The following is a 20005-nucleotide window of genomic DNA, read 5'->3' as shown; positions in this document are numbered from 1 at the left end:
GTCTTGCAGGCAGGTTGCCCACGTGTTACTCACCCGTCCGCCGCTGATTCCACTCCCGAAGGAGCTTCCTCCGCTCGACTTGCATGTATTAGGCATGCCGCCAGCGTTCGTCCTGAGCCAGGATCAAACTCTCCGTTGAATTCCGTTAGCGACTTCGTCGTTTACGGATTCACGTCCCGCACAAAAGTGCGGGGCTACATTTCGAGCTTGAAACGCTCAAATGAATTGACAGGTCGTTCATTCGCTCTTCAGTTTTCAAGGAACGCTATCTTTCGCTGTTTGTCGCGCATTTCCGCGACCGCCACTCGTTCGTAGCGACAAGATCTATCTTATCACCCTCAGTTGATCTTGTCAACAACTTTTTTTAATTTCTTTTGTTGCCGCTCAGGCTGTTGCCCTCATCTCGCGGCGACAAGTAATAATATATCATGGCCTTTTCATTTGGTCAACACCTTTTTTCAAATCTCAACAAATATTTTTTCTCATCTCAACCAAGTGATTCATGACGTTGTTTTTTCCACCTCATAAGAACCACTCATACACTTTTACCCTTAAGATGTCAAAAAAGAAAAGAGACACATCAGTCCCTTTTCTTTAAACACCTAATCCAGGATTCTCACTGGTTTTGATTTCAGGAAAAAGAATCCGGAGACCGCCAGAAGCAATAGTCCAGAGTACAGCCAGATAATCGTTAATGGAATATGTAAGGAGAGAATCAACGAGTAAAATCCAAAGGATAAAGGGAGCAGACCCATCGATGTCATGGAGATTAAACTCATCACCCGACCGATTTTGGCAGGATCACTATTCTCCTGCACCAGACTGATCAACGGCAAGTTCGTCATGGAAGAACAGATCCCGGAGACCAACAATAAAAGGATTCCCTGCCAAAGCTGTGATACCTGGCTCAGTAAACCCAACCATATACCAAACGTGCATAAAGCCCCTACCACTAAAAGCCCCCGTTTCCGCCGAAAATTGATCACACCAATCATCACAGATCCAAGCAAGGCGCCACCAGCAAAGGAGCTCTGCAAAAAACTGAGCTCAACGGCCCCTTGATGGAGCATTTCCTTTACCATCAATGGAATCCCCAACATAATCGGACCCGAAAAGAGAAAGTTAACAATGGCCGCCGCGAAAAGCAAGATCATCAGATAGGATGTCTGTTTCACATAATGAAAGCCGCCCATCATCTCTATCCAGATGGATTCTCCCTGTTCATCAGACTGTTCCGGTTGATCTTTCACTTTGATAACAAAAAGGCTCCCTGTTAAGAGAAGGATGGCACATAATCCAAACACACCTTCATAGGAAAGGTTGGCAATAACGAACCCAGAAATCACCGGACCGAGCAGAAAAGAAACCTGTTGCGTTGTCTGCATCACAGAGTTGGCGCGCATCAATTGATCCTTCGATACAATGGAAGGAAGAAGGGATTGACTCGCAGGCCAAAAGAACGCATCCAGCACACCGAAAAAAAGAGCAAACAGGGTTAACCAGACAATGTCCAGATTTCCGATTACCAACAAGCCAATCATCGCGGCAATCAAAAGCCCTCTGGAAAACTCGGAAACAAACATAATCCGGGAGCGACTCATCCGATCCGCCACAACTCCGCCCAGTGCCATAAACAATACCCTGGGAATGGAGGTAACCATCATCACAATGCCCAAGGAAGCCCGCAAGTCCAATGCTTGTACCACATACCACTCTTCCGCCAATAAATACATGGAGACAGTCATACTTGAAACCATACTGGCCAACCAGAGATAGAGAAACTTTCGATTGCGCATTAACGGTTGTTGACTTTGATCAACAACATTTGTCTTTTCTACATTCATGGTTTACAACCCCTACTTCCCTTTTGCTTGCAGTGACAGACTCGTATGTAACAACAGCCATTCCAACACGGGAAGCACCCTTATAAATCTTTCATCATAAGAACATCCATTTAGATCGGAAATTGCATCTTAAATACCCGCCGAAGACCGGATGGATATTGCACTTCAACTGTCTGAAACGGTTGACACCCGATGCTTTGCCAGAAGAAAAGAGCAGATCAATGTTCTTCAATTACAGCAATTCGCAAGGGCGCCTTTCTCCTGGACAAATCCCCAAAAGACCTCGCCCCAATCCCTTTCCTTGTTCATCACCATGTATCATCAATAGTCCCAACTAGGGATGTCCATCGTTTGGGTGCTTCTCCAACCAATCCAATACACCCACCGGCTTGTTGGATTCAGACAACCACACCCCCATCATCTCTCTGCCCGGTGTTTGATGAACCTCTTTCCATTTTCATTCACTTCATCCTAATACTCAGGAATCCCTACCAAATTTTCCTCTTTCTCCATGGAAAACTGCCGCTTGATACGACTTGAAACCCTTCCCTTTCCACAATCCTGTACTTCATCGGCTTTGCTCCTTTCAGATTCACCTGGATGATCAGGCGATTATAAGATGCCAGCTTCCCTCTGTGCTTTCGTGCCTCACTGGGTGTCACTCCATGTTGCCTGTGAAATGCCTTGGAAAACGCTTCCGGAGTGTCATAGCCGCGTTTGAGGGCAAAATCAATAACCTTGTATTGGATACGGGACAGCTCTTGGGCAGCCAGTGTCAAATGTCTGTGACGAATATGTTCTCCCACATCGACAAATTGGCTTCGTTCGTGATCTGTTCCATGGTCAAATCATCCAACAAATGCTCTTCCATATAATTGATCCCCTTTGCAAGGATTCAACCCATTCCATACCGCTCACTCCTCGATTTCATACTAACCGCCACCTTCACAAAAATCCTGTCATTTTGTGCTCGGTTTGGACCGGATCAAAGCCTCTCTCTATCTGCACCAACGGGTTTATTATTCAGAATCCATCATGCCTATTCCCCATCAAAAGGGGTTCCAATTGAGGCTCCTCAAAAATAACGACTGTCATCCCCGAATCGCCCGATTCATGATTTTCACCTTTGGATACGGGACTGAATCCCAAAGAATTATCCCAGTTGGAAATAGACGATTTGCAGATTCAGTTTTTAATCAATCCCTTAATAAAAAGGGAGCAGCTATTTGCGTTGCTCCCTTAGGTATCATTGTTCATTTTGACATCCTACATAGTGAGTAAGGACAGCCTTGTGTGAACTCGTTCATAAAGCGAATCTTGACAATAATAATCCCTACTTCGTATTCTGCGGCATCCCCGGCGGTATGACTGTTTGCTCATTGTTTTCAACGACTATTTCTCCTTCAGAATCCAGTGGTACCCCTGGGGGGATGGATGTTTGTGGCTTATTTTCATTCAACTGAGCACTGGCAACGTTTTCTTCTCCTGGAGGGATCAGATGGTTGTTCTGCGATTCAATGTTTTCGTTTTTGGACTCCATTTTTCCACCTCCATAAAAGCTTGTTTAATGATTAAACTGTCACTATTTTGTAATCGTTTATATGTTGGGTGTACCCTTCTATCCACCCCCCTCCGGCTGATGCTGTCAGAGCCGAAAAAATGACGGTGCCTGTGGTAACCCCTTCACCGTCGGCAGAAATCAACCGGATTTCATAGTGAGTGTTAAACGGGACCAATACATTGAATTGCCTGGCAGTTTTTGGGGGATACGAATTTGTTGTAGGAGCTAAAAAGTTCCCCACTGGCCCTGCTGGAGCACCAAAAGGCGGAAGCCCCCAGTTTACGACTTGAACCGTCAGAGTTCTGGTTAAAGTCCCAACATTGCCCACATCAATATGCAAAAACTTACTACCGTCTGTTTCATTTTGCAATACAATACCAGAAGTCAGTGCTTGAGGCATAAAACAACATTCCCCCCTGTGTAAATGTAATACGAAACCATCATATGAGTGTTTTTTTCATTTATGAACGTTTTGAGCTAAAAATGTTGTCTCAACGTAAAGCACCTGAATGCGTTAATGTGTGATGCAGAAAGGAGCCTTGCCACGATCAACCTTTAGCGAGGATTCAGCTTGTGGGGTGAGTATTTTATTGAATTTTTATAATAATAATTATTTTTCATTAAAAACCGGTTCCCATCCACAAGGGGAACCGGTTTGATCTAACCGGATGACGAAGATTTGGTTTCCTTCCGTTGTCTGGGAAACAGGGTATAATAGGCAGCATTGACTGCATCGATCAGCAGAACGATGACCCAGAGACGGCTGATCCGGTTTACCTCTTCCATCTGGAAAGGAAATTCCTTCGGTGTGTTCCAGGTATTCATCCATGTTTTCACCCATTCGGTAACACCCTTGGACTCCACCCCGAATTGAAACGCAAAATACAGATGGGCGGCTACAAACAAAATCAAGTGAATATAAAAGCCCCTTCGCTGGCTTCGTGCATAGGGACGGCCATACTTTTTCTTCTCCTCCTCCGCTTCTTCCTCCCGCATGCGAGCCTCTTCTTCCGGTGACAGACTCTCCTTTTTCCATTGAGCGATTTTACGTCGCATGAAACGATCCAATCGTTTCTTATCTTTTGGACCATAGGTAACGCTATAAATCAGCACTACGATGACCACTATCTGAAATGTAGAAATTTGTCCGGTCGCCTGATAATCAATGATACCAAGAGTCAGAAAACCAAGCAGATTTAGACCCAGCAACCACAAAAATATCCCGCTGGAGCGAACCTGAAAACCATAACGCAAGACCAAAAACACCAGAAGCAATATCCAAAAAGACACTTCAACGCCAATCAGCAACCACCAGCGATTTTCCGCAATCCATTCCATCAGTCTGTTTCACCCCTCCTGATCTATCTTCGTACAGGACTGCCTAACTGTTCTAGATTAAATGCAAGAGCCGATTTCCAGCCTTGATCCAAAGAATGGAAATCGGTCCCGGTTGCATTCACTAAGCTGAGTGACTCTGAGATCTTTGCCTTTTCGCCTCTTTCCGATGAAGAAGTTCATACATCACAGGAACAATCAACAAGGTCAACAAGGTGGACGTGATCAGTCCTCCAATCACAACGACAGCTAATCCCGCAGAGACGAGTGCACCACTTCCCACCCCGAAGGACAGAGGAATCAGGGCACCAATTGTAGCTAGGGCTGTCATCAGAATGGGACGCAAACGGGTCGTACCTGCTTCCAACAGTGCGTCCCGAATCGTCAACCCTTTGTTGATCTGCTGTTGCACACGATCAATCAATACGATCGCATTGGTAACAACAATCCCTATCAACATCAACATTCCGATCATACTGGACAGAGAAATCGGCTGTGAAGTGAGAACGACGGCCCCCAATGCTCCAATCACTGCCAAGGGCAATGAAAACAGAATCGCAAACGGTGCTCTTCCTTCAGAAAACGTTACGACCATCACCAGATATACAACACCAATCGCCACCAAAATCGCTATTCCCATATCCGTAACCATCTTTTGAATCTGTTCGTCACTGCCTCCATATTCTATCTTTACTCCATCTGGCAAGGACAGTTTGTCAATTTTGTCCCGGATTTGTCCATTGACTGCGCTCACATCTTCCCCGGAAATGGCACCGGTGATTGTCGCATAGGGCTCCTCACCATCATATTGTATGGAGCTCGGTTGATCGATCTCCTTCACATCTGCAATATCCTTCACTTCTATCTCTTTCCCATCTGCAGAAAACAGGGGAAGCTTGCCAAATTCCTTCACTGAATCCATCGAATGTCCTGTCACTTGAAGCAGGAGATCCTCTGTTTGTCCCCCTTCACCCATTTCACCAATTTTCTGCTTGGACAAGAATGGTTGAATCGACTCCGCCGCATGCATGGTGGTTAATCCATTGGCAAGGGCATCTTTAGGGCGAATGTTCACTTCCAGTGTTTTTACATCAGCAACAAGTGTATTTTCCACCTTTTCAGTTTCTTGAATCGCTTCAATTTCACTCGTAATCTTTTCAGTCGCCACTTTGATATCTTGAGTATTGGTTCCTTTGACTGTAATATCGATTTTAGCGTAACCGGTACCGGCCATATCAAAAATATCCAATTTGGCATCTTTCGAATCCGGTTTCAGCTTTTCTTTCAAAGTATCCACCACAGCGGCAGTATCTGCTGAAGATTTTAGCCGAATCATCCAATCCGCCTGGTTACTGGAGTCACCCAAGCCATCACCGATCCGCTCTCCCACAACGACCTGGGAGTATTTCACTTCATCCAATCCGCGGATAATATCATCCAACTGTTTTGCTTCTTTGTCTAACATTTCCAAACTGGAACCCTCTGGCATCTCCAGTCGCGCCTGTACATACTTCTCCTCCTGTTCAGGCATAAAAGTAAAAGGTGTGATTCCCGCCAGAGGCAAACTGGCCAAAAACAAAACAAGGGAAAGTGTTAAAACCACTCCTTTATGGTTTAACGACCATTTCAGGCTTTTACCGTACAAAGCATTCAATTTAGGGGCACGATACTCCTTCAGTAAACCCCGACGCATAAACAGATAGGCCAAGGCTGGTACTACCGTAATGGAAACCAGCAGAGAAGCCAGGAGTGCAAACACCACAGTCAGGCCGAATGGAACAAACATCTTTCCAATCAACCCACTCACTAATGTCAAAGGAAGAAACACCGCAATGGTCGTAATAGTGGAAGAAGTGATCGCTCTGCCCACCTCTTTTGTCGCATCCAGCACCAATTCCTTTGATACTCTCTCTTTCTGAAGCCTTCTTGCAATATTTTCAATCACAACAATGCTGTCATCTACGACACGCCCCACCGCCACGGTCATACCGCTGAGTGTCATGATATTCAGCGTGATATCCGTAAAATACTTGATCAATGAAAGAGTCACCAAAATGGATAGGGGAATGGAAATGATCGCAATCAAGGTGGCCCGAAGGTTACGCAAAAAGAGCATGACTACGATTGCAGCAAGAAGGGCTCCCAGCAATCCTTTTTCCAGCACCCCTTGAATCGACCGCTCAATCTCTTGGGCATCATTATAAAGGACATCAATCCCTGCTTCATCCTCAAACGAATCAAGCGTTTTCTGAACCTCTTTTGTCATCTCCACGGTGTTGGCGTCCGTCGTTTTATGAATGGTCAGCGATATACTGGGCTTTCCCTGGAAATAGCTGAGTGATTCCCTGTTGCGATCCCCTTTGGTAATCTCAGCAACTTCCTTTAGCTTCAATTCCGGTTGAGTCCGCAAGACAAGATTCTTCAATTCTTCAACGGATTCAATTTTACCCGTTACGACCAGCGGCTGTTTTTCATCCTTTACTTGAAGACTGCCTATGGCCATGGATTGGTTCATCGATTTCAATTGTTGGGAAATTTCTTGAAGAGAAATTCCTTTTTTCTTCATTTTATTGATATCTAAATCGATTGTAACCGAATTGGGGGCCAATCCTGCACTATCCACCTTTGAAACCCCTTCAACCCTTTCCAAAGAAGGAATCACTTGATCCCTGACCAAAGACCGAAGCTTATCTCCCTGTTGTTGGTCCTGAAGGGTAATAGCCGCATAAATGACTGGGAAATTATCCAGCGACGCCGTGATGACCTCCGGATTCCCTGTTCCTTCGGGTAGAGAAATGGAGTTTAAGGTTTCTTCCACCAACGCTTTTTTCTCATTGACATCTGCCTTGTCATCAAAGTAAAGGTCAACCACAGAAAAATTGATGGATGACTGGGTTTGAATCCGCTTTAGACCCTCTATTTGTTCAAGATTTTGTTTCATCGGTCGGGTCACCTGATCCTCCACCTGTTGGGAAGAAGCACCGGGAAAAGGTGTTTGCACAATGATTCGAGGTTCTGAAATGTCAGGAAAGGCTTCCTGTTTGAAACTTAATCCCGTATAGGTCCCCAAACCTGCAACCAAGAAGATCAGAATAAAAACAGCAATGATGTTTTTTAAGCTGAATCGGGTAAGCCAAGACATGAATGAACTACACTCCTCTCATTTATATACTCAGTATATATACTTAGTATATAGTTAAAGCCTACGAATCTGTCAATAAAAAAATAAAAAAACAGCCACCTGTTATATGATGGCTGCTAAGTGCATTGCTCACTTAATCACTCCATTTCGCTTTCTTCCAATAACATCTCCAGCCATTTCATATCCGCTTCCAAATGTAAAATTCCCCCTTCCACTAAATAAATCATGGCTTTATGACGTTTAGGGTCCAGACCTGCTCGTAACTGTCGTAACTGCATCATATGCCGGATCAGGGAAGATCGCTGGCGATTTAATATTTCCGACTTTCGGGGAAAATCAATTTCTTGGGCACAAAGAAGCTTAAAGAAAAAAGCATCCTTGAGAAGGGATCGTTCTACCGGTGTCAGTAACCATTGATGCAATGCTTCCTTTCCCGCATCGGTAATCCGATATTCCTTGCGATCCCGATCTCCTTCCGCCAAAGGCTCTACCAGGCCATCCCTTGTCAAACGATCCAAGGTGGTATAAACCTGTCCGGCATTGAGTGGCCATTGTCCATGTACCATACTCTCAAATTGAGTCTTAATATCATATCCATGTCGATTCTGTTGATACAATAATGCCAATATGGCATGCTTCACTGACATGATTCGTTCCTCAGTTCTACCGTCGGTATTTGGGACGTACGCCCCAACGGATCAATTAATGTTCTCCGATTGGACACCCCATCCATTGCTCACCATTATTCCAAACGGGTTGGAGGCAGAGAAACATTACCGGCACGAAACGCCGGGATCAACGAAGCAACAAGCGTTACAAAGGCTCCACACAGACAAATGATCAACCACTGAGGCCAAAGAATAAAAAACTCCATATTTTCCATATCCGACAGTGCAATCAGACCTATCAGCCATAGTCCAAGGGCAGAGCCAACCAAAATTCCGGTCACTCCGATGACAGCCCCTTCTCCAATCACCATCCCATAAATCTGAAAACGTCCGACCCCGATTGCCCGCATCGATTCGTAGTCCTGTATCCGTTCCGTGACACTCATAATCAGGAGATTTACAATTCCGATTCCAGTCATCCCCATTGCAACAGCCAATAAACCTGCAAATAGAAGAGAAATCCCTGGATAGGCACGACGTTGCCAATCCACTTCCTCATTTACTGTGTTGATCTGCATCAGTTGTTTTCCCTCATCACGATACAGTGCCTCTTTCATCGCTTTTGGGTCCTGGTTCCTTTCAAGCGTAACCATCCCTCGGCTTGCGTAAGTGATACCAAACTCCTCTTTCATCCGATCCCGCCCAACAAACCCGACATACCCGGAGTCGAAGCCCGTATTCACCACCCCTGTGACCTTAAATGCTTTTTCTCCTGAAGGGGTTTGCAATCGAATCTTTTCACCAACTTTTCCACCCCACTCATAAAAGGCATAGTCCCCCAGTAAAATCGTGCCCTTCGCATTTAAATGAGGCGTTTTCCTCTCCACTCTCTGCAATGTAAACAATGGATGAGATTGGTGCCATTTAGGGTCCACTCCCAGTACACTCATCTGTCGCAGCCCCTTTTTCGACTGCCATACGACTGGAGCCTCTTTCACTTGCGTCACGTTTTTAATTCCCTTTTTTTCTCGCAAAACCTTCATATCTTCTTCTGTAAAGAAACGCTCAGCCCATATTTGCATGTGACCACCAAATACAGCTGTAACATCCCGCTCCAAATACTTCTCCTGGTAATTGATAACGGATGACATGAAGAGCGATAGAGCGATTCCCAACATTAAAATCGCTGCCATATTGGAGAATCGCTGGCTTTGCCGAAGTGCATTCCTTAATGCCATTTCATATTCTACCCGGTGTTTAAAACACAGACACATCAGATGGAGTATCATGCAAAAGGCGACAGGTATTAGAAAATAAGCTCCAAGAATAGCCGAAACAAAGGATGATAAGGTGAAGTCAAACAAGGAAATAACAAGCAAAATCAAGCCCATCCATATTCTTCGTTTGGAAAATCGGTGCCGTAAATCCGTTCTCCGATTACGAAGCGCATCCGTTACACTGATGCGACTGGCTCGCCTCACCGGTAATACAGAAGCAAGCAATGGAAGCAAAATCCCCAGAGTTACAGAAATCCACAGTGCGGTCCCCAGTTGAAGCTGATAGTCCAAGGGAATATGAAATGCATTCATAATCCCCTTTTGTAAAAGATCCGCCAACAGAATTCCCAGAAGAGTTCCAAACAGAGTACCCATACCGGAAAGAATCAATACCTCCCGCAAAACAATACCCTGAATTTGTTCCGGGGTGGAACCGAGAGCCTTCATGGCTGCAAACTCCCGTTCCCGTTCTGTAATATTGGTATACACCGTCTGAAACAGGATCATACAACTGATGATAAGTCCTGTTCCACCCAAGCCAAGCAGCAACAGATACAGCTCATACAGCCGGTTATTCTGACGGGGATCTGCCACAGCCACTTCGGTATAGACAGATTCATTCTGTTGTTTCATCCGCTCTTCAAGCGCTTGCTGAACCCTCTGCCGCTTTTCGGATGCCACTACTTGAACACGGACAACTTCCAATTCCCCTTTTTGTTCACTCATCTTCTCCAGAGTATCCTTGGGCAAAAGCGCTCGCCAATGGTTTCGTTCTGCACTTTTCCAACTGTTGGGACCATCCAGAAACATGGCATCCTCAAACATGGCGACCACGGGCACATCATGTTCTTTTCCATCGATTTCAAGATGTACCAAATCGCCCAGCTTGACTTCCCACAGTCGGGCGGTGGTTTTTGAAAGGAATAAACCGGATGCATTCGGGTTTCCTTTGATCACCTTGAATGGAAGCAACGATGAATCCATCCGGCTCAATCCGATCAATTGAACAGAACGCGCCGCCAAACCGGCTTTCTCCTTACCCGGAAGATGAATCCGTGCCGATTGTTGAACCAATCCAAGAGCCTGTTGAACACCAGAAACCTTTTTTACTTCGTTCAATACCTGATCCGAAAAGGTTCCATCTGTAGATCGGATGATGAGATCGCTCTTCCCCAAGGACTTCTGCGTCTGCTGATCAACGAAATGATTCGTCGTCGTAATCCCGCTGATCACAGCAAGAAGGGATGCCACACCCACAGCAATTCCCAGTAGAGTAAGAAAGCTTCGCAGAGGTTTACGTTTGAAGTTGTGCCAGGAAATCTTCCAGAACACGTGGCATATCCCCCTCTTTCTGCCGAATATCTGACTCGATCCGACCATCTTTATACAAAAGGATTCTCTCTGCATATCCAGCCACAGACAAGTCATGAGTCACCATCACAATGGTCATCCGTTCCTTCCGATGAAGGTGTAAAAGAATCTCCATCACCTCTTGACTACGTTTACGGTCCAAATTGCCCGTCGGTTCATCCGCCAAAATGACTTTCGGTTGCATCGCCAAGGCTCTGGCAATGGCCACACGTTGTTGTTGCCCTCCGGAAAGCTCATCGGGAACCGCCTCTTCCTTCCCTTTCAAACCCAGCTCCTTCACCAATTCCTGAACACGCAACTGGATTTCTTCTTTTGGACACCGATCCACCGACATGGGAAAAGCGATATTTTCCCGAACATTCAGCATAGAGAGGAGCTGATAATTTTGAAAGATATATCCGATTTTTCGCCTCCTCATTAACGTCCGTCGTTTTTCGGACAATGTGTGAAGGGGCAAACCATCCACATACACCGTTCCTTGATCAGGAAGATCCAGACCGCCCATCAGATTCAACAGGGTACTCTTTCCTGAACCACTGGGTCCCATGATTGCTGTAAATTCCCCTTGCTTTACCTCAAGATTCACATGATCCACCACCGGTTGTTCACCGGATCGGTATTGCTTTCTTAAGCCCTCCACGACAATCAAATGAACCCCTCCAACCTATATACTTAGTATCTATACAGGTTTCAGTATTCAATATTGTGCCAAAAAATGCAAGGGCCGCACCCCATGATGAAAGACATCGGGGAACGGCCTGTACAGTTACCACTTGAAGCGCTATTTCACTTTGGGGGGTCATCCTTCTGTTGATTGCTCTGAAGCCAATCCTGTTCCAGGTGTTCCAAACTTTTTCCCAAAACCTTTTGTAAAGCCTTTCGTGTACGGATATTGGTCTGTTTCTGTTTATCTGAAATCGTTCGGAAATCTTGGGGATGAAGCTCCAATACGGAAAACAACCGATTGATTTTTTCCTCTCCATATGTTTCCATCAAGTAACGAAAAAATTGATAACACTGATTGTAATAGGCGACTGCTTCTCTTTCATTCAACCGTTCCAAGTTCAGCTGTTCCAGATGGGCAAATTTCCAATGCGGTGAAGACGTTCGTTCCTCCCGTGTATGCAAACCCGGCAATAGATGCGATTGAAAATACTCTGCGGCACCCTCCTGCAACCAATATGCCGCATTGTCTCCGGTCATATCACTTACCATCATATGGGTCACTTCGTGAACGATACCGGAAGAGATCAACTGCTTGTCGGAAAACTCCTCTGCACCCACCAATTTTACGGATTCCCCGGACTCATGCCATCCTCCAACCCACGATGGCAAAGAAAGCTTGACCGATTGACGAAACCACTCCGGTTTGTGATAAAACTTCACTTCAATCGGGTGTGCAGGGCTCCAATCCATTTTTCTTTTCAATTCTTGAACCGCTTTATGAGCCGCTTCCATTCCAATGGAGGCTTGTTCTTTTAAATCGGTCGTAGAATACCGAATGACAATATTCCCACGGGTCAATGTGTAAAATGGGAGATCAGAATCCTTCCATCCTTTCTCCGTCTCTTGAAACAATATCGGAAAGCAGACAGAAATCTTCTGTCCCTTCCGGGTATAAGACTGTTCAACCCACGCTCGAATCTGATGCTCTTTGTCTGGAATGATGGAAATCAACCGAAGACGATAACTTCCCGGATCAATCCATTGAACGGCATCCTGAAACCACCGTTTTTGTTCCCGAACATAAAAAGAAAGCGATGGATTGATTCCATTTAAATATTGCTCTTCATTCTTTTTATTGATCGCCATTTCTTTTTGCTGGATCAGCTCTTCGATCTCCTGTTGAACAGAACGTGCATCGTTTTGATTGGCAAACCAACCGGGTGTCACCATGAAACAGACAAAAATCAGGGTAAGAAATGCCGCCTTCTTGGACAAAAATGCCACCTCCAGCGGTGGGATACATTCCTTAGTTTAAATCCCATTTCCCCTTTTTTATACAAAAAAAGACTCCATCAAACGATGGAGTGAGGTTCATGACCAAGTGGTGAAGGGGTGATTTCTCTCACCCATTAAACGATGGACTAAATGCTTCCCAAAAAGATAAAGCGGGCAATAAAAATCAGAGCTAGGACATACATGACGGGATGAACAGTCTTGGGCTTTCCGGCAAAAATCTTGGTAACAGGATATAAGATAAAGCCAATGGCGATCCCTGTTGCAATGCTAAACGTCAATGGCATCATCAGTACCGTTAAAAAAGCAGGGACCGCTTCAGACAGGTCTTTCCACTCTATCTCCTTCAAGCTGGAAGCCATCAATACTCCCACAATAATCAGAGCCGGTGAGGTAATCGCGGATACCGATGCAAACACTTCCACCAAGGGAAAGAAGAAAATCGCGAGAACAAACAGAAGAGCGGTGGTTACCGAAGTCATTCCCGTTCTTCCCCCAGTGGCCACCCCGGCCGTAGACTCCACATATGAAGTAACCGTTGATGTACCCAAGGCGGCTCCGGACATGGTCGCGAGTGAATCTGCCGTCAATGCCCGATTTGCTCTGGGGAGGCGGTTATTTTTCAAAATCCCCGCCTGGTTGGCCACTCCGACCAGTGTCCCGGCGGTATCAAACAGATCGACAAAAAGAAAAGCAAAGATCACAGCAAAAAAACCCATGTCAAAAGCTCCGGCAAGATCCATCTTCAGCAGAGTGGGTGCCAGACTGGGCGGAGCGGAAAACAGAGCAGAGGGGATTTCCACTACACCGATCCCCATGCCTACCACAGCCGTTCCAATCATCCCGACAAAAACGGCCCCTTTGACTCCACGGATCATAAATAGCAATGTCAGAACCAATCCAAAAAGCGTCAATAAAATTTCCGGCTTCATTAAATCACTGTTTAAGGAAACGTAGGTTGCTTCATTGGCCACAATCAGCTCCGCATTTTTCAGACCGATAAAAGCGATAAAAAGACCGATCCCTGCTGAAACAGCATGTTTCAAGCCTGGAGGAATGGAATGAATAATCAACTCACGAATTTTCGTCACCGTCAAGACTAAAAAGATGAGTCCGGAAATAAAAACAGCACCCAGTGCCGTCTGCCAGGGAACATCCATCCCTAGAACCACGGTGTAGGTAAAATAAGCGTTTAAGCCCATTCCGGGAGCCAGAGCGATCGGATAATTGGCAAGTACACCCATCAGGAGTGTACCGATTGCCCCGGCCAATGCCGTCGCTACAAAGACGGCCCCAAAATCCATACCCGCTTCCTTTCCAAGCAGAAACGGATTGACCAGAAGAATGTAAGCCATTGTCAAAAAGGTCGTCGTCCCGGCCAATATCTCCGTTTTTAAGTCCGTCTGATGCTGATTGAAGCGAAAATAACGGGCCAGAGCATTCGGTTCATGATTCACTTATGGTTCCCCTTCCAACGTTACATTTTTATTCCCACTCAATGGTAGCCGGTGGTTTGGAAGTGATGTCATACACCACTCGATTGACACCATCCACTTCATTGATCATGCGGTTGGAAATGCGTTCAAGCACCTCATAGGGAATTCGAGCCCAGTCAGCGGTCATACCGTCAATGGAAGTGACCGCTCGGATGCCGACGGTATAGGCATAGGTACGAGCATCACCCATGACACCGACGCTTTTGAAATCGGGAAGAGCGGTGAAATACTGCCAGATTTCATGATCCAGCCCTGCTTTTTTAATTTCCTCCTGAAGGATCGCGTCCGATTCACGAACAATTTTCAGTTTTTCTTCCGTCACTTCTCCAATGACTCGAATTCCCAATCCCGGTCCGGGAAACGGCTGGCGCCAGACAATTTCCTTGGAAAGTCCCAGTTCCTCGCCCACTTTGCGTACTTCATCTTTAAATAAGGTGTTTACCGGCTCAACGAGATCCATTTTCATATCTTCCGGCAAGCCTCCGACATTGTGGTGAGATTTGATCGTCTGAGCGGTTTCCGTTCCGGATTCCACGATATCGGTATACAGCGTTCCCTGAGCCAGAAAATGATGTTCACCCAGCTTCTCTGTCTCTTCTTCAAAGACACGAATAAACTCGTTTCCTATTATTTTCCGCTTTTTCTCCGGATCGGATACGCCTTTCAGTTTGCTTAAAAAGCGCTCCTTGGCATCCACTTTTACCACGTTCATCTGGAACTGATCCGCAAATGTGCGCATGACACTCTCCGCTTCCCCTTTACGCAAAAGACCATGATCAACGAAGACACAGGTTAATTGATCTCCGATGGCTCGATGGATGAGAGCAGCTACAACTGAAGAATCCACCCCGCCACTGAGAGCACAGAGTACCCGTTTTTCACCGATCTGTTTTTTCAGATCCTTCACCGTGTCGTCAATAAAACTTTCCATGCTCCACGTTCCTTCACATTGGCACACACAATAAAGGAAGTGACGGATCATTTCATTTCCGTTTTCGGTATGGCGCACTTCAGGATGAAACTGAACAGCGTGGATCTTCCGCGAGGGATGACTCATCGCTGCCACTGGGGCAGAGGAAGTTCGACCATCCACCTGAAATCCTTCAGGGGGGGAGGTGACCACATCTGTGTGGCTCATCCAAACGGATTCCTGTTTACCCAGCCCATGGAAAAGGGGAGAATCTGAAGTGATTTCCACTTCGGCTTTCCCATACTCTCGCTTCCCTGCACGAGCTACATCCGCTCCAAAGTGGGCACTGATCAACTGCATTCCGTAGCAGATCCCTAAAATCGGAATCCCCAACTCAAAGATCGCCGGATCACACTTGGGTGCCCCATCCGCGTAAACGCTGGCCGGCCCTCCGGAGAAAACGATCCCCTTGGGCTTCATCGCTTTCAGTTTCTCCGCAGTGATATGGTGTGGAACCAATTCACTGAAAACGCCAAGATCCCGAATCCGCCGCGCGATCAATTGATTGTACTGTCCACCGAAATCCAATACTACAACACGTTCCAACGATTGTTCCATCGAAGACCCCACCTTTACTTATTCAGGAATTCATAAGAAAAAGACCGGGCTCTGCACCGCTTCTACCCAGCGATACAAAGCCCCGGCCCAATCTTTTTCATTGGTTACACAAAAGAAAAAGGACCGGTGACCCATATCCTCGTAGTCCAGCCATTTACGGTGACCGGGTAGAAACGTTCAGGCCCTATCCCTGAATATATACGAGAAAGAAAGATCTACCGTGTGAGAATATGCAATTTCTGCATGCGTTCATCATACCAATCGGACATGCGGAAATCAAGTTACCCCGGCAAGGTGCTTGTTTCCATTATAAAAAAAAACCATCGCTCCAAGACGATGGTTGACTTCCCTGTTATTCGCTTCCCACTTCCTTATAAATGCAGGTACCTTGATCACCAGTGACCGGTTTCATCATCAACTTTCCGTCATCTTCTGTCACTTCATAGATCTTGGAAAAGGGACCGATCTTAAACTTGTATTTGTCATCGTCCAATTCTTCATACGTTCCGCTGGCGCTGCCTCCACCGCTGATAGAAAAGTTCTTTTCATCCACAAAGGAAATGGTTTTTGCCAAACAATTGGACCCACTCACTTTTTCCCAATTGCCTTCCAATCCTCCACATCCAGTAAGCAACAATGGCAAGCCCAAGATCGCTATCCACTTTTTCATATCGTTATCTCCTTGAAATCATTTAAATTCACTTTTTACAACTTCCTTGCCTTCCATCTCACTCTGCCCAAAATCATAATCAAAACCAGCGATTAACCATTTCTTTTTCTCTTCAAAATATAATAATGTTACTTTGTTTTGGAAAATTTTCTCTTCCAATGGTTCATCACCATCATCCCAGCTCCTGTATGTCCTCTCTTTTTTATGGAACTCAACTGTAATCTCTACTTGATACCGATCCGTTTCCTCATCCTTTTTAAACTCATATGATCCAAAATCAATTCGGGTTCCAATCGCCTTTCCTTTATAGGTTCTTTCAAACTCCTTATCTGAAGCAATCTCTTCCGCTTCGTCATTTTTTAAAGAATCCGTTAATGTAGTATAAACGTCTGCATTTTGGGTCTTGTGTGCCTTGACGTATTGCTTTGCATAATTGTTGATCAACTGAACGATCTGTTTCCGAACGTTTTTTTCACTGAAGGGATCAGGGGTGACATCCACTGTGGTAGTATTTTCGTCCACACTTACTTTTTCACTTTTTCCTTTCCCCCAAGGGAATGTCTGCTCCCCATGCAAGGTAATGGTTCCATTTTTTGAGACGGGACCAAACGCTTCAAATTTCTCCACCTTGCCTACTTTTTTCCCATTCACAAACAACAACGTGTCACCAACATTTGATTCAACTTCAATCGTTTCCCCTATTAACTCTAAATCCACACTTACCAGCTTTTTATCGGTGTGCTCATCAAAAATATTGATTTCATCACTGGTGGATAAGTCCGCATATTCAAATTTTTTCTTGGCATCCACCTTATAGATTCCCGGCATCACAGGACCATACCGTTTTTCCAATGTTCCCTTTTTGGAGGTGAAAGCCTTCTCGCCGTCTACCTTCACTTTAACACCTGGCTCTGTGGTTTTCAGTTGAAGATAGTAGGGACGTACACCGATGGAATATTGATCGGGGAGAAGAGGGATCTCCGTTTTCTTCACATAATACGTCCCGGCATTCATCATTTCTTCAACAGTCATACCGTCGGTAGCATAATTCAACACATCATCTGATTCAGCATGGTGAGCAGCCTGTGCATTTAATAACCAAGTCAATTCCATATAATCTTTCTCATTCTTTTGCATATGATCCACAAACTGCTTGATGCGTTTTTCATCCATTTCCAAATCCCCGTCCAAATCAATCATGGACTCTACCGTATCCACATCCCCTGTGGCAACGGCCAACTCAAACTCTTTGACCAATTCCTGCGGATCAGATGGGGAGGCGATGATAAAAATGAGCAGGATGAGACCGGCGATTCCCCCACCTATCATCAGTTTCTTACGATGATTTTTTATCAGAGATCCAAGTGACTGTTTGACTTGTTTTATAAATGAATTTGCTTTCATTCCGTCCTCCCATAAGATAATCTGATACCTTCTATCATTTCTCTCTTCCTTAAAACAGTTTTTTTAGACAAAAAAATACAGTCCGGTTTTCCAGACTATCATACAAATATGTAAAAACAATATCAATCTGACAAAGAGCGTTTTTATAAGAAAGTCTTTATGATTATCCCTCTTACTTTTGATCTATGCACAATACGGTTTCATCCCATCCGTTGGATTAATTGTTGAACATGATTCTTGGTTGAACCCTTCACTCGATCCGCCTCCGGTGAAACACCAAACCAACCATGCAATTCATCCCAGAGGGTTTGTTTCTGAGTCTGCGTGAGATCCAACTTCTCCGTCAAGTAATGATACAGTTTCTCTGCTTGGCGCATGGAATTGTCAGTTGTCATTTTTTCTCCTCCATCCTTTTTGTAACATCAACATTAAAGAAAAATGAAAATGAAATCAATGTATAATGAATAAAATTGTCTCCAAACAAACAGAAATGCTATATTAATATAGGAATAAGGTACAAAAAACGTTGTACTGAGAATGAACTTATATTTTCATTATTTTTGTAATCCAACCCGTATACATCGAGGAGGGATCAGCATGAAAAACAAACGAGCACACGGGATCGAATTTCTCTGTATGGTAGGAGGTTTCATCCTCGCCTGTGCCATTCTGTTCATTTCCAAACTGGCCAATTAAAAAGAGGAGACGGTTATGCTCCTCTTTTTACAACACCCGTTTCGCCCGAACACAATCTTCAAATTCCCCTTTATGATTTCCATCACAGAAAGGCTTATTAGTAGAAAGGCCACATCGGCAAAGCGCAAATGATCTCTTCGTTTCAAAACGATTTCCATCCGCATCCACCAATTCCACATCCCCGCGAACAATCAACGGACCCTTGTCCATTGTTTGAATCTTAACATGCTCCATGGATCTACCTCCTTACCAACAGTGTTCGTCGTTCCTTTTCCATTTAAACCTTTTTATTGTTTTCACATGCAAAGTAGACTCAAAAAATACTATCGGTTCGAATAACGGATTAGGGGTATTTTCCGTAAAGGACAGAAGTGTGGGAAAATGAAAGGATGGTAAGAATTGGCCAAAATCGATAAATTACTTAAAAAAGCCAGAGAACATCTGGAACCGAGTGAGGAAATGTTATCAAGTGTTATGGGGGCTTATGAAACCAAATCATTGGGGCAAAAAACCGTCAGAAATGGTGTTTTCATCGCGACCAACCACAGAGTTGTGTTTTACGGTAAACGTTTATCCGGTTATGACTTAGAAGTATTTCCATATTCCAATATCAGTTCAATCGAGATGGGAAAAAGTATGATGGGACATTATATTTCCTTTTTCGCATCTGGTAATAAAGTGAAGATGAAATGGATTAATCATGGTGATGTTGAGGGATTTATCTCATTAGTGAGAAATCGCATCGGGAAAAAATCGGAATCCGAAAAAAATGTCTTAACCAGTGAAGCGGACGAACTTAAAAAGTATGCAGAATTGAGAGATCAGGGTATTATTACTGAAGAGGAATTTGCGAAAAAGAAAAAACAGATACTTGGATGAAACCGGGCTGGTCCTTTCCTCCCGGTTTCATTTATGTTTTTCGCCTATCCAGTCAGCCCGTATTGTCCAGCCCAGCTAATCCCTTTGGATCGCCAATCCCACAGTCATGCCATACAAAAAGAGGCTTTCCACAAGTTTGCTCAACTTATGGAAAGCCTCGATTTTTTACTTAACGTTACCTCTGTGTTACCTTTTTGGGGGCATCCAGATAAAAATCAAATTCCCATAAGGATTT

Annotated in this window: 17 protein-coding genes, 1 rRNA gene and 1 riboswitch; of the genes, 1 reads left to right on the top strand and 17 read right to left on the bottom strand. The window is 44.8% G+C overall.

The genetic code is table 11. From position 1 onward, the window contains the following. From FN782_RS16210 to FN782_RS16130, 17 genes are all read right to left on the bottom strand, one after another. Positions 1 to 139: ribosomal RNA gene (locus FN782_RS16210) — 16S ribosomal RNA — on the bottom strand; the annotation flags it as partial. A gap of 463 nt (positions 140 to 602) precedes the next feature. Continuing rightward, on the bottom strand, positions 603 to 1844 hold the full coding sequence (locus FN782_RS16205; protein ID WP_142506829.1) for an MFS transporter: 1242 nt from the start codon (positions 1842 to 1844) through the stop codon (positions 603 to 605). 488 nt (positions 1845 to 2332) lie between these two features. Further along, complete coding sequence (locus FN782_RS16200) at positions 2333 to 2650, bottom strand: helix-turn-helix domain-containing protein (RefSeq protein ID WP_246064999.1); 318 nt, start codon at positions 2648 to 2650, stop codon at positions 2333 to 2335. Between the two features lie 527 nt (positions 2651 to 3177). Further along, a complete protein-coding gene (locus FN782_RS16195; RefSeq protein ID WP_142506828.1) occupies positions 3178 to 3384 on the bottom strand; it encodes a hypothetical protein in 207 nt (68 codons plus the stop codon). A 31-nt stretch (positions 3385 to 3415) separates the two neighbouring features. Beyond that, complete coding sequence (locus FN782_RS16190; RefSeq protein ID WP_142506827.1) at positions 3416 to 3805, bottom strand: hypothetical protein; 390 nt, start codon at positions 3803 to 3805, stop codon at positions 3416 to 3418. A gap of 260 nt (positions 3806 to 4065) precedes the next feature. Next, positions 4066 to 4743, bottom strand: a complete 678-nt coding sequence (locus tag FN782_RS16185) for a hypothetical protein (protein ID WP_142506826.1) — start codon at positions 4741 to 4743, stop codon at positions 4066 to 4068. 121 nt (positions 4744 to 4864) lie between these two features. After that, positions 4865 to 7882, bottom strand: a complete 3018-nt coding sequence (locus tag FN782_RS16180; protein WP_142506825.1) for an efflux RND transporter permease subunit — start codon at positions 7880 to 7882, stop codon at positions 4865 to 4867. 137 nt (positions 7883 to 8019) lie between these two features. After that, a complete protein-coding gene (locus FN782_RS16175) occupies positions 8020 to 8529 on the bottom strand; it encodes a PadR family transcriptional regulator (protein ID WP_142506824.1) in 510 nt (169 codons plus the stop codon). 95 nt (positions 8530 to 8624) lie between these two features. Next, a complete protein-coding gene (locus FN782_RS16170) occupies positions 8625 to 11099 on the bottom strand; it encodes an ABC transporter permease (RefSeq protein ID WP_185956385.1) in 2475 nt (824 codons plus the stop codon). Continuing rightward, complete coding sequence (locus tag FN782_RS16165; protein WP_342778413.1) at positions 11062 to 11778, bottom strand: ABC transporter ATP-binding protein; 717 nt, start codon at positions 11776 to 11778, stop codon at positions 11062 to 11064. The genes FN782_RS16170 and FN782_RS16165 overlap by 38 nt, the downstream gene beginning before the upstream one ends. Before the next feature lie 146 nt (positions 11779 to 11924). After that, positions 11925 to 13079: a peptidase MA family metallohydrolase gene (locus FN782_RS16160; protein ID WP_142506821.1), complete on the bottom strand. Its 1155-nt coding sequence runs from the start codon at positions 13077 to 13079 to the stop codon at positions 11925 to 11927. A gap of 146 nt (positions 13080 to 13225) precedes the next feature. After that, a complete protein-coding gene (locus FN782_RS16155) occupies positions 13226 to 14554 on the bottom strand; it encodes an NCS2 family permease (protein ID WP_142506820.1) in 1329 nt (442 codons plus the stop codon). Between the two features lie 28 nt (positions 14555 to 14582). Further along, positions 14583 to 16121, bottom strand: coding sequence for a glutamine-hydrolyzing GMP synthase (gene guaA / locus FN782_RS16150; RefSeq protein ID WP_142506819.1), 1539 nt, complete (start codon positions 16119 to 16121; stop codon positions 14583 to 14585). 122 nt (positions 16122 to 16243) lie between these two features. Further along, positions 16244 to 16345, bottom strand: a riboswitch (purine riboswitch). Positions 16346 to 16473: 128 nt separating this feature from the next. Beyond that, complete coding sequence (locus tag FN782_RS16145; protein ID WP_142506818.1) at positions 16474 to 16791, bottom strand: hypothetical protein; 318 nt, start codon at positions 16789 to 16791, stop codon at positions 16474 to 16476. 18 nt (positions 16792 to 16809) lie between these two features. Next, the gene (locus FN782_RS16140) at positions 16810 to 18195 is read right to left on the bottom strand and encodes a TcaA 3rd/4th domain-containing protein (protein WP_142506817.1); all 1386 of its coding nucleotides are present in this window, start codon (positions 18193 to 18195) and stop codon (positions 16810 to 16812) included. A 200-nt stretch (positions 18196 to 18395) separates the two neighbouring features. Then, a complete protein-coding gene (locus FN782_RS16135) occupies positions 18396 to 18590 on the bottom strand; it encodes a hypothetical protein (protein ID WP_142506816.1) in 195 nt (64 codons plus the stop codon). A gap of 328 nt (positions 18591 to 18918) precedes the next feature. Next, entirely contained in the window at positions 18919 to 19125 is a 207-nt protein-coding gene (locus FN782_RS16130) for a CDGSH iron-sulfur domain-containing protein (RefSeq protein ID WP_142506815.1), read from the bottom strand. 165 nt (positions 19126 to 19290) lie between these two features. On the opposite strand from FN782_RS16130, the gene FN782_RS16125 reads away from it, so the two are divergent. Beyond that, positions 19291 to 19770 carry a PH domain-containing protein gene (locus tag FN782_RS16125; RefSeq protein WP_142506814.1) on the top strand — a complete coding sequence of 160 codons (480 nt, stop codon included), beginning with the start codon at positions 19291 to 19293 and terminating at the stop codon, positions 19768 to 19770. Positions 19771 to 20005 lie beyond the last annotated feature (235 nt).

Source organism: Melghirimyces algeriensis (assembly GCF_900182565.1).
GTDB classification, from domain to species: domain Bacteria; phylum Bacillota; class Bacilli; order Thermoactinomycetales; family DSM-45169; genus Melghirimyces; species Melghirimyces algeriensis.
This window is presented reverse-complemented; position numbering and strand designations above follow the sequence as displayed.

Bases quoted from the DNA above. Each gene is read 5' to 3' on its own strand.
- FN782_RS16205 (WP_142506829.1), bottom strand. From the start codon at position 1,844: ATGAATGTAGAAAAGACAAATGTTGTTGATCAAAGTCAACAACCGTTA.
- FN782_RS16195 (WP_142506828.1), bottom strand. From the start codon at position 3,384: ATGGAGTCCAAAAACGAAAACATTGAATCGCAGAACAACCATCTGATC.
- FN782_RS16190 (WP_142506827.1), bottom strand. From the start codon at position 3,805: ATGCCTCAAGCACTGACTTCTGGTATTGTATTGCAAAATGAAACAGAC.
- FN782_RS16185 (WP_142506826.1), bottom strand. From the start codon at position 4,743: ATGGAATGGATTGCGGAAAATCGCTGGTGGTTGCTGATTGGCGTTGAA.
- FN782_RS16180 (WP_142506825.1), bottom strand. From the start codon at position 7,882: ATGTCTTGGCTTACCCGATTCAGCTTAAAAAACATCATTGCTGTTTTT.
- FN782_RS16175 (WP_142506824.1), bottom strand. From the start codon at position 8,529: ATGTCAGTGAAGCATGCCATATTGGCATTATTGTATCAACAGAATCGA.
- guaA (WP_142506819.1), bottom strand. From the start codon at position 16,121: ATGGAACAATCGTTGGAACGTGTTGTAGTATTGGATTTCGGTGGACAG.
- FN782_RS16145 (WP_142506818.1), bottom strand. From the start codon at position 16,791: ATGAAAAAGTGGATAGCGATCTTGGGCTTGCCATTGTTGCTTACTGGA.
- FN782_RS16140 (WP_142506817.1), bottom strand. From the start codon at position 18,195: ATGAAAGCAAATTCATTTATAAAACAAGTCAAACAGTCACTTGGATCT.
- FN782_RS16135 (WP_142506816.1), bottom strand. From the start codon at position 18,590: ATGACAACTGACAATTCCATGCGCCAAGCAGAGAAACTGTATCATTAC.
- FN782_RS16130 (WP_142506815.1), bottom strand. From the start codon at position 19,125: ATGGAGCATGTTAAGATTCAAACAATGGACAAGGGTCCGTTGATTGTT.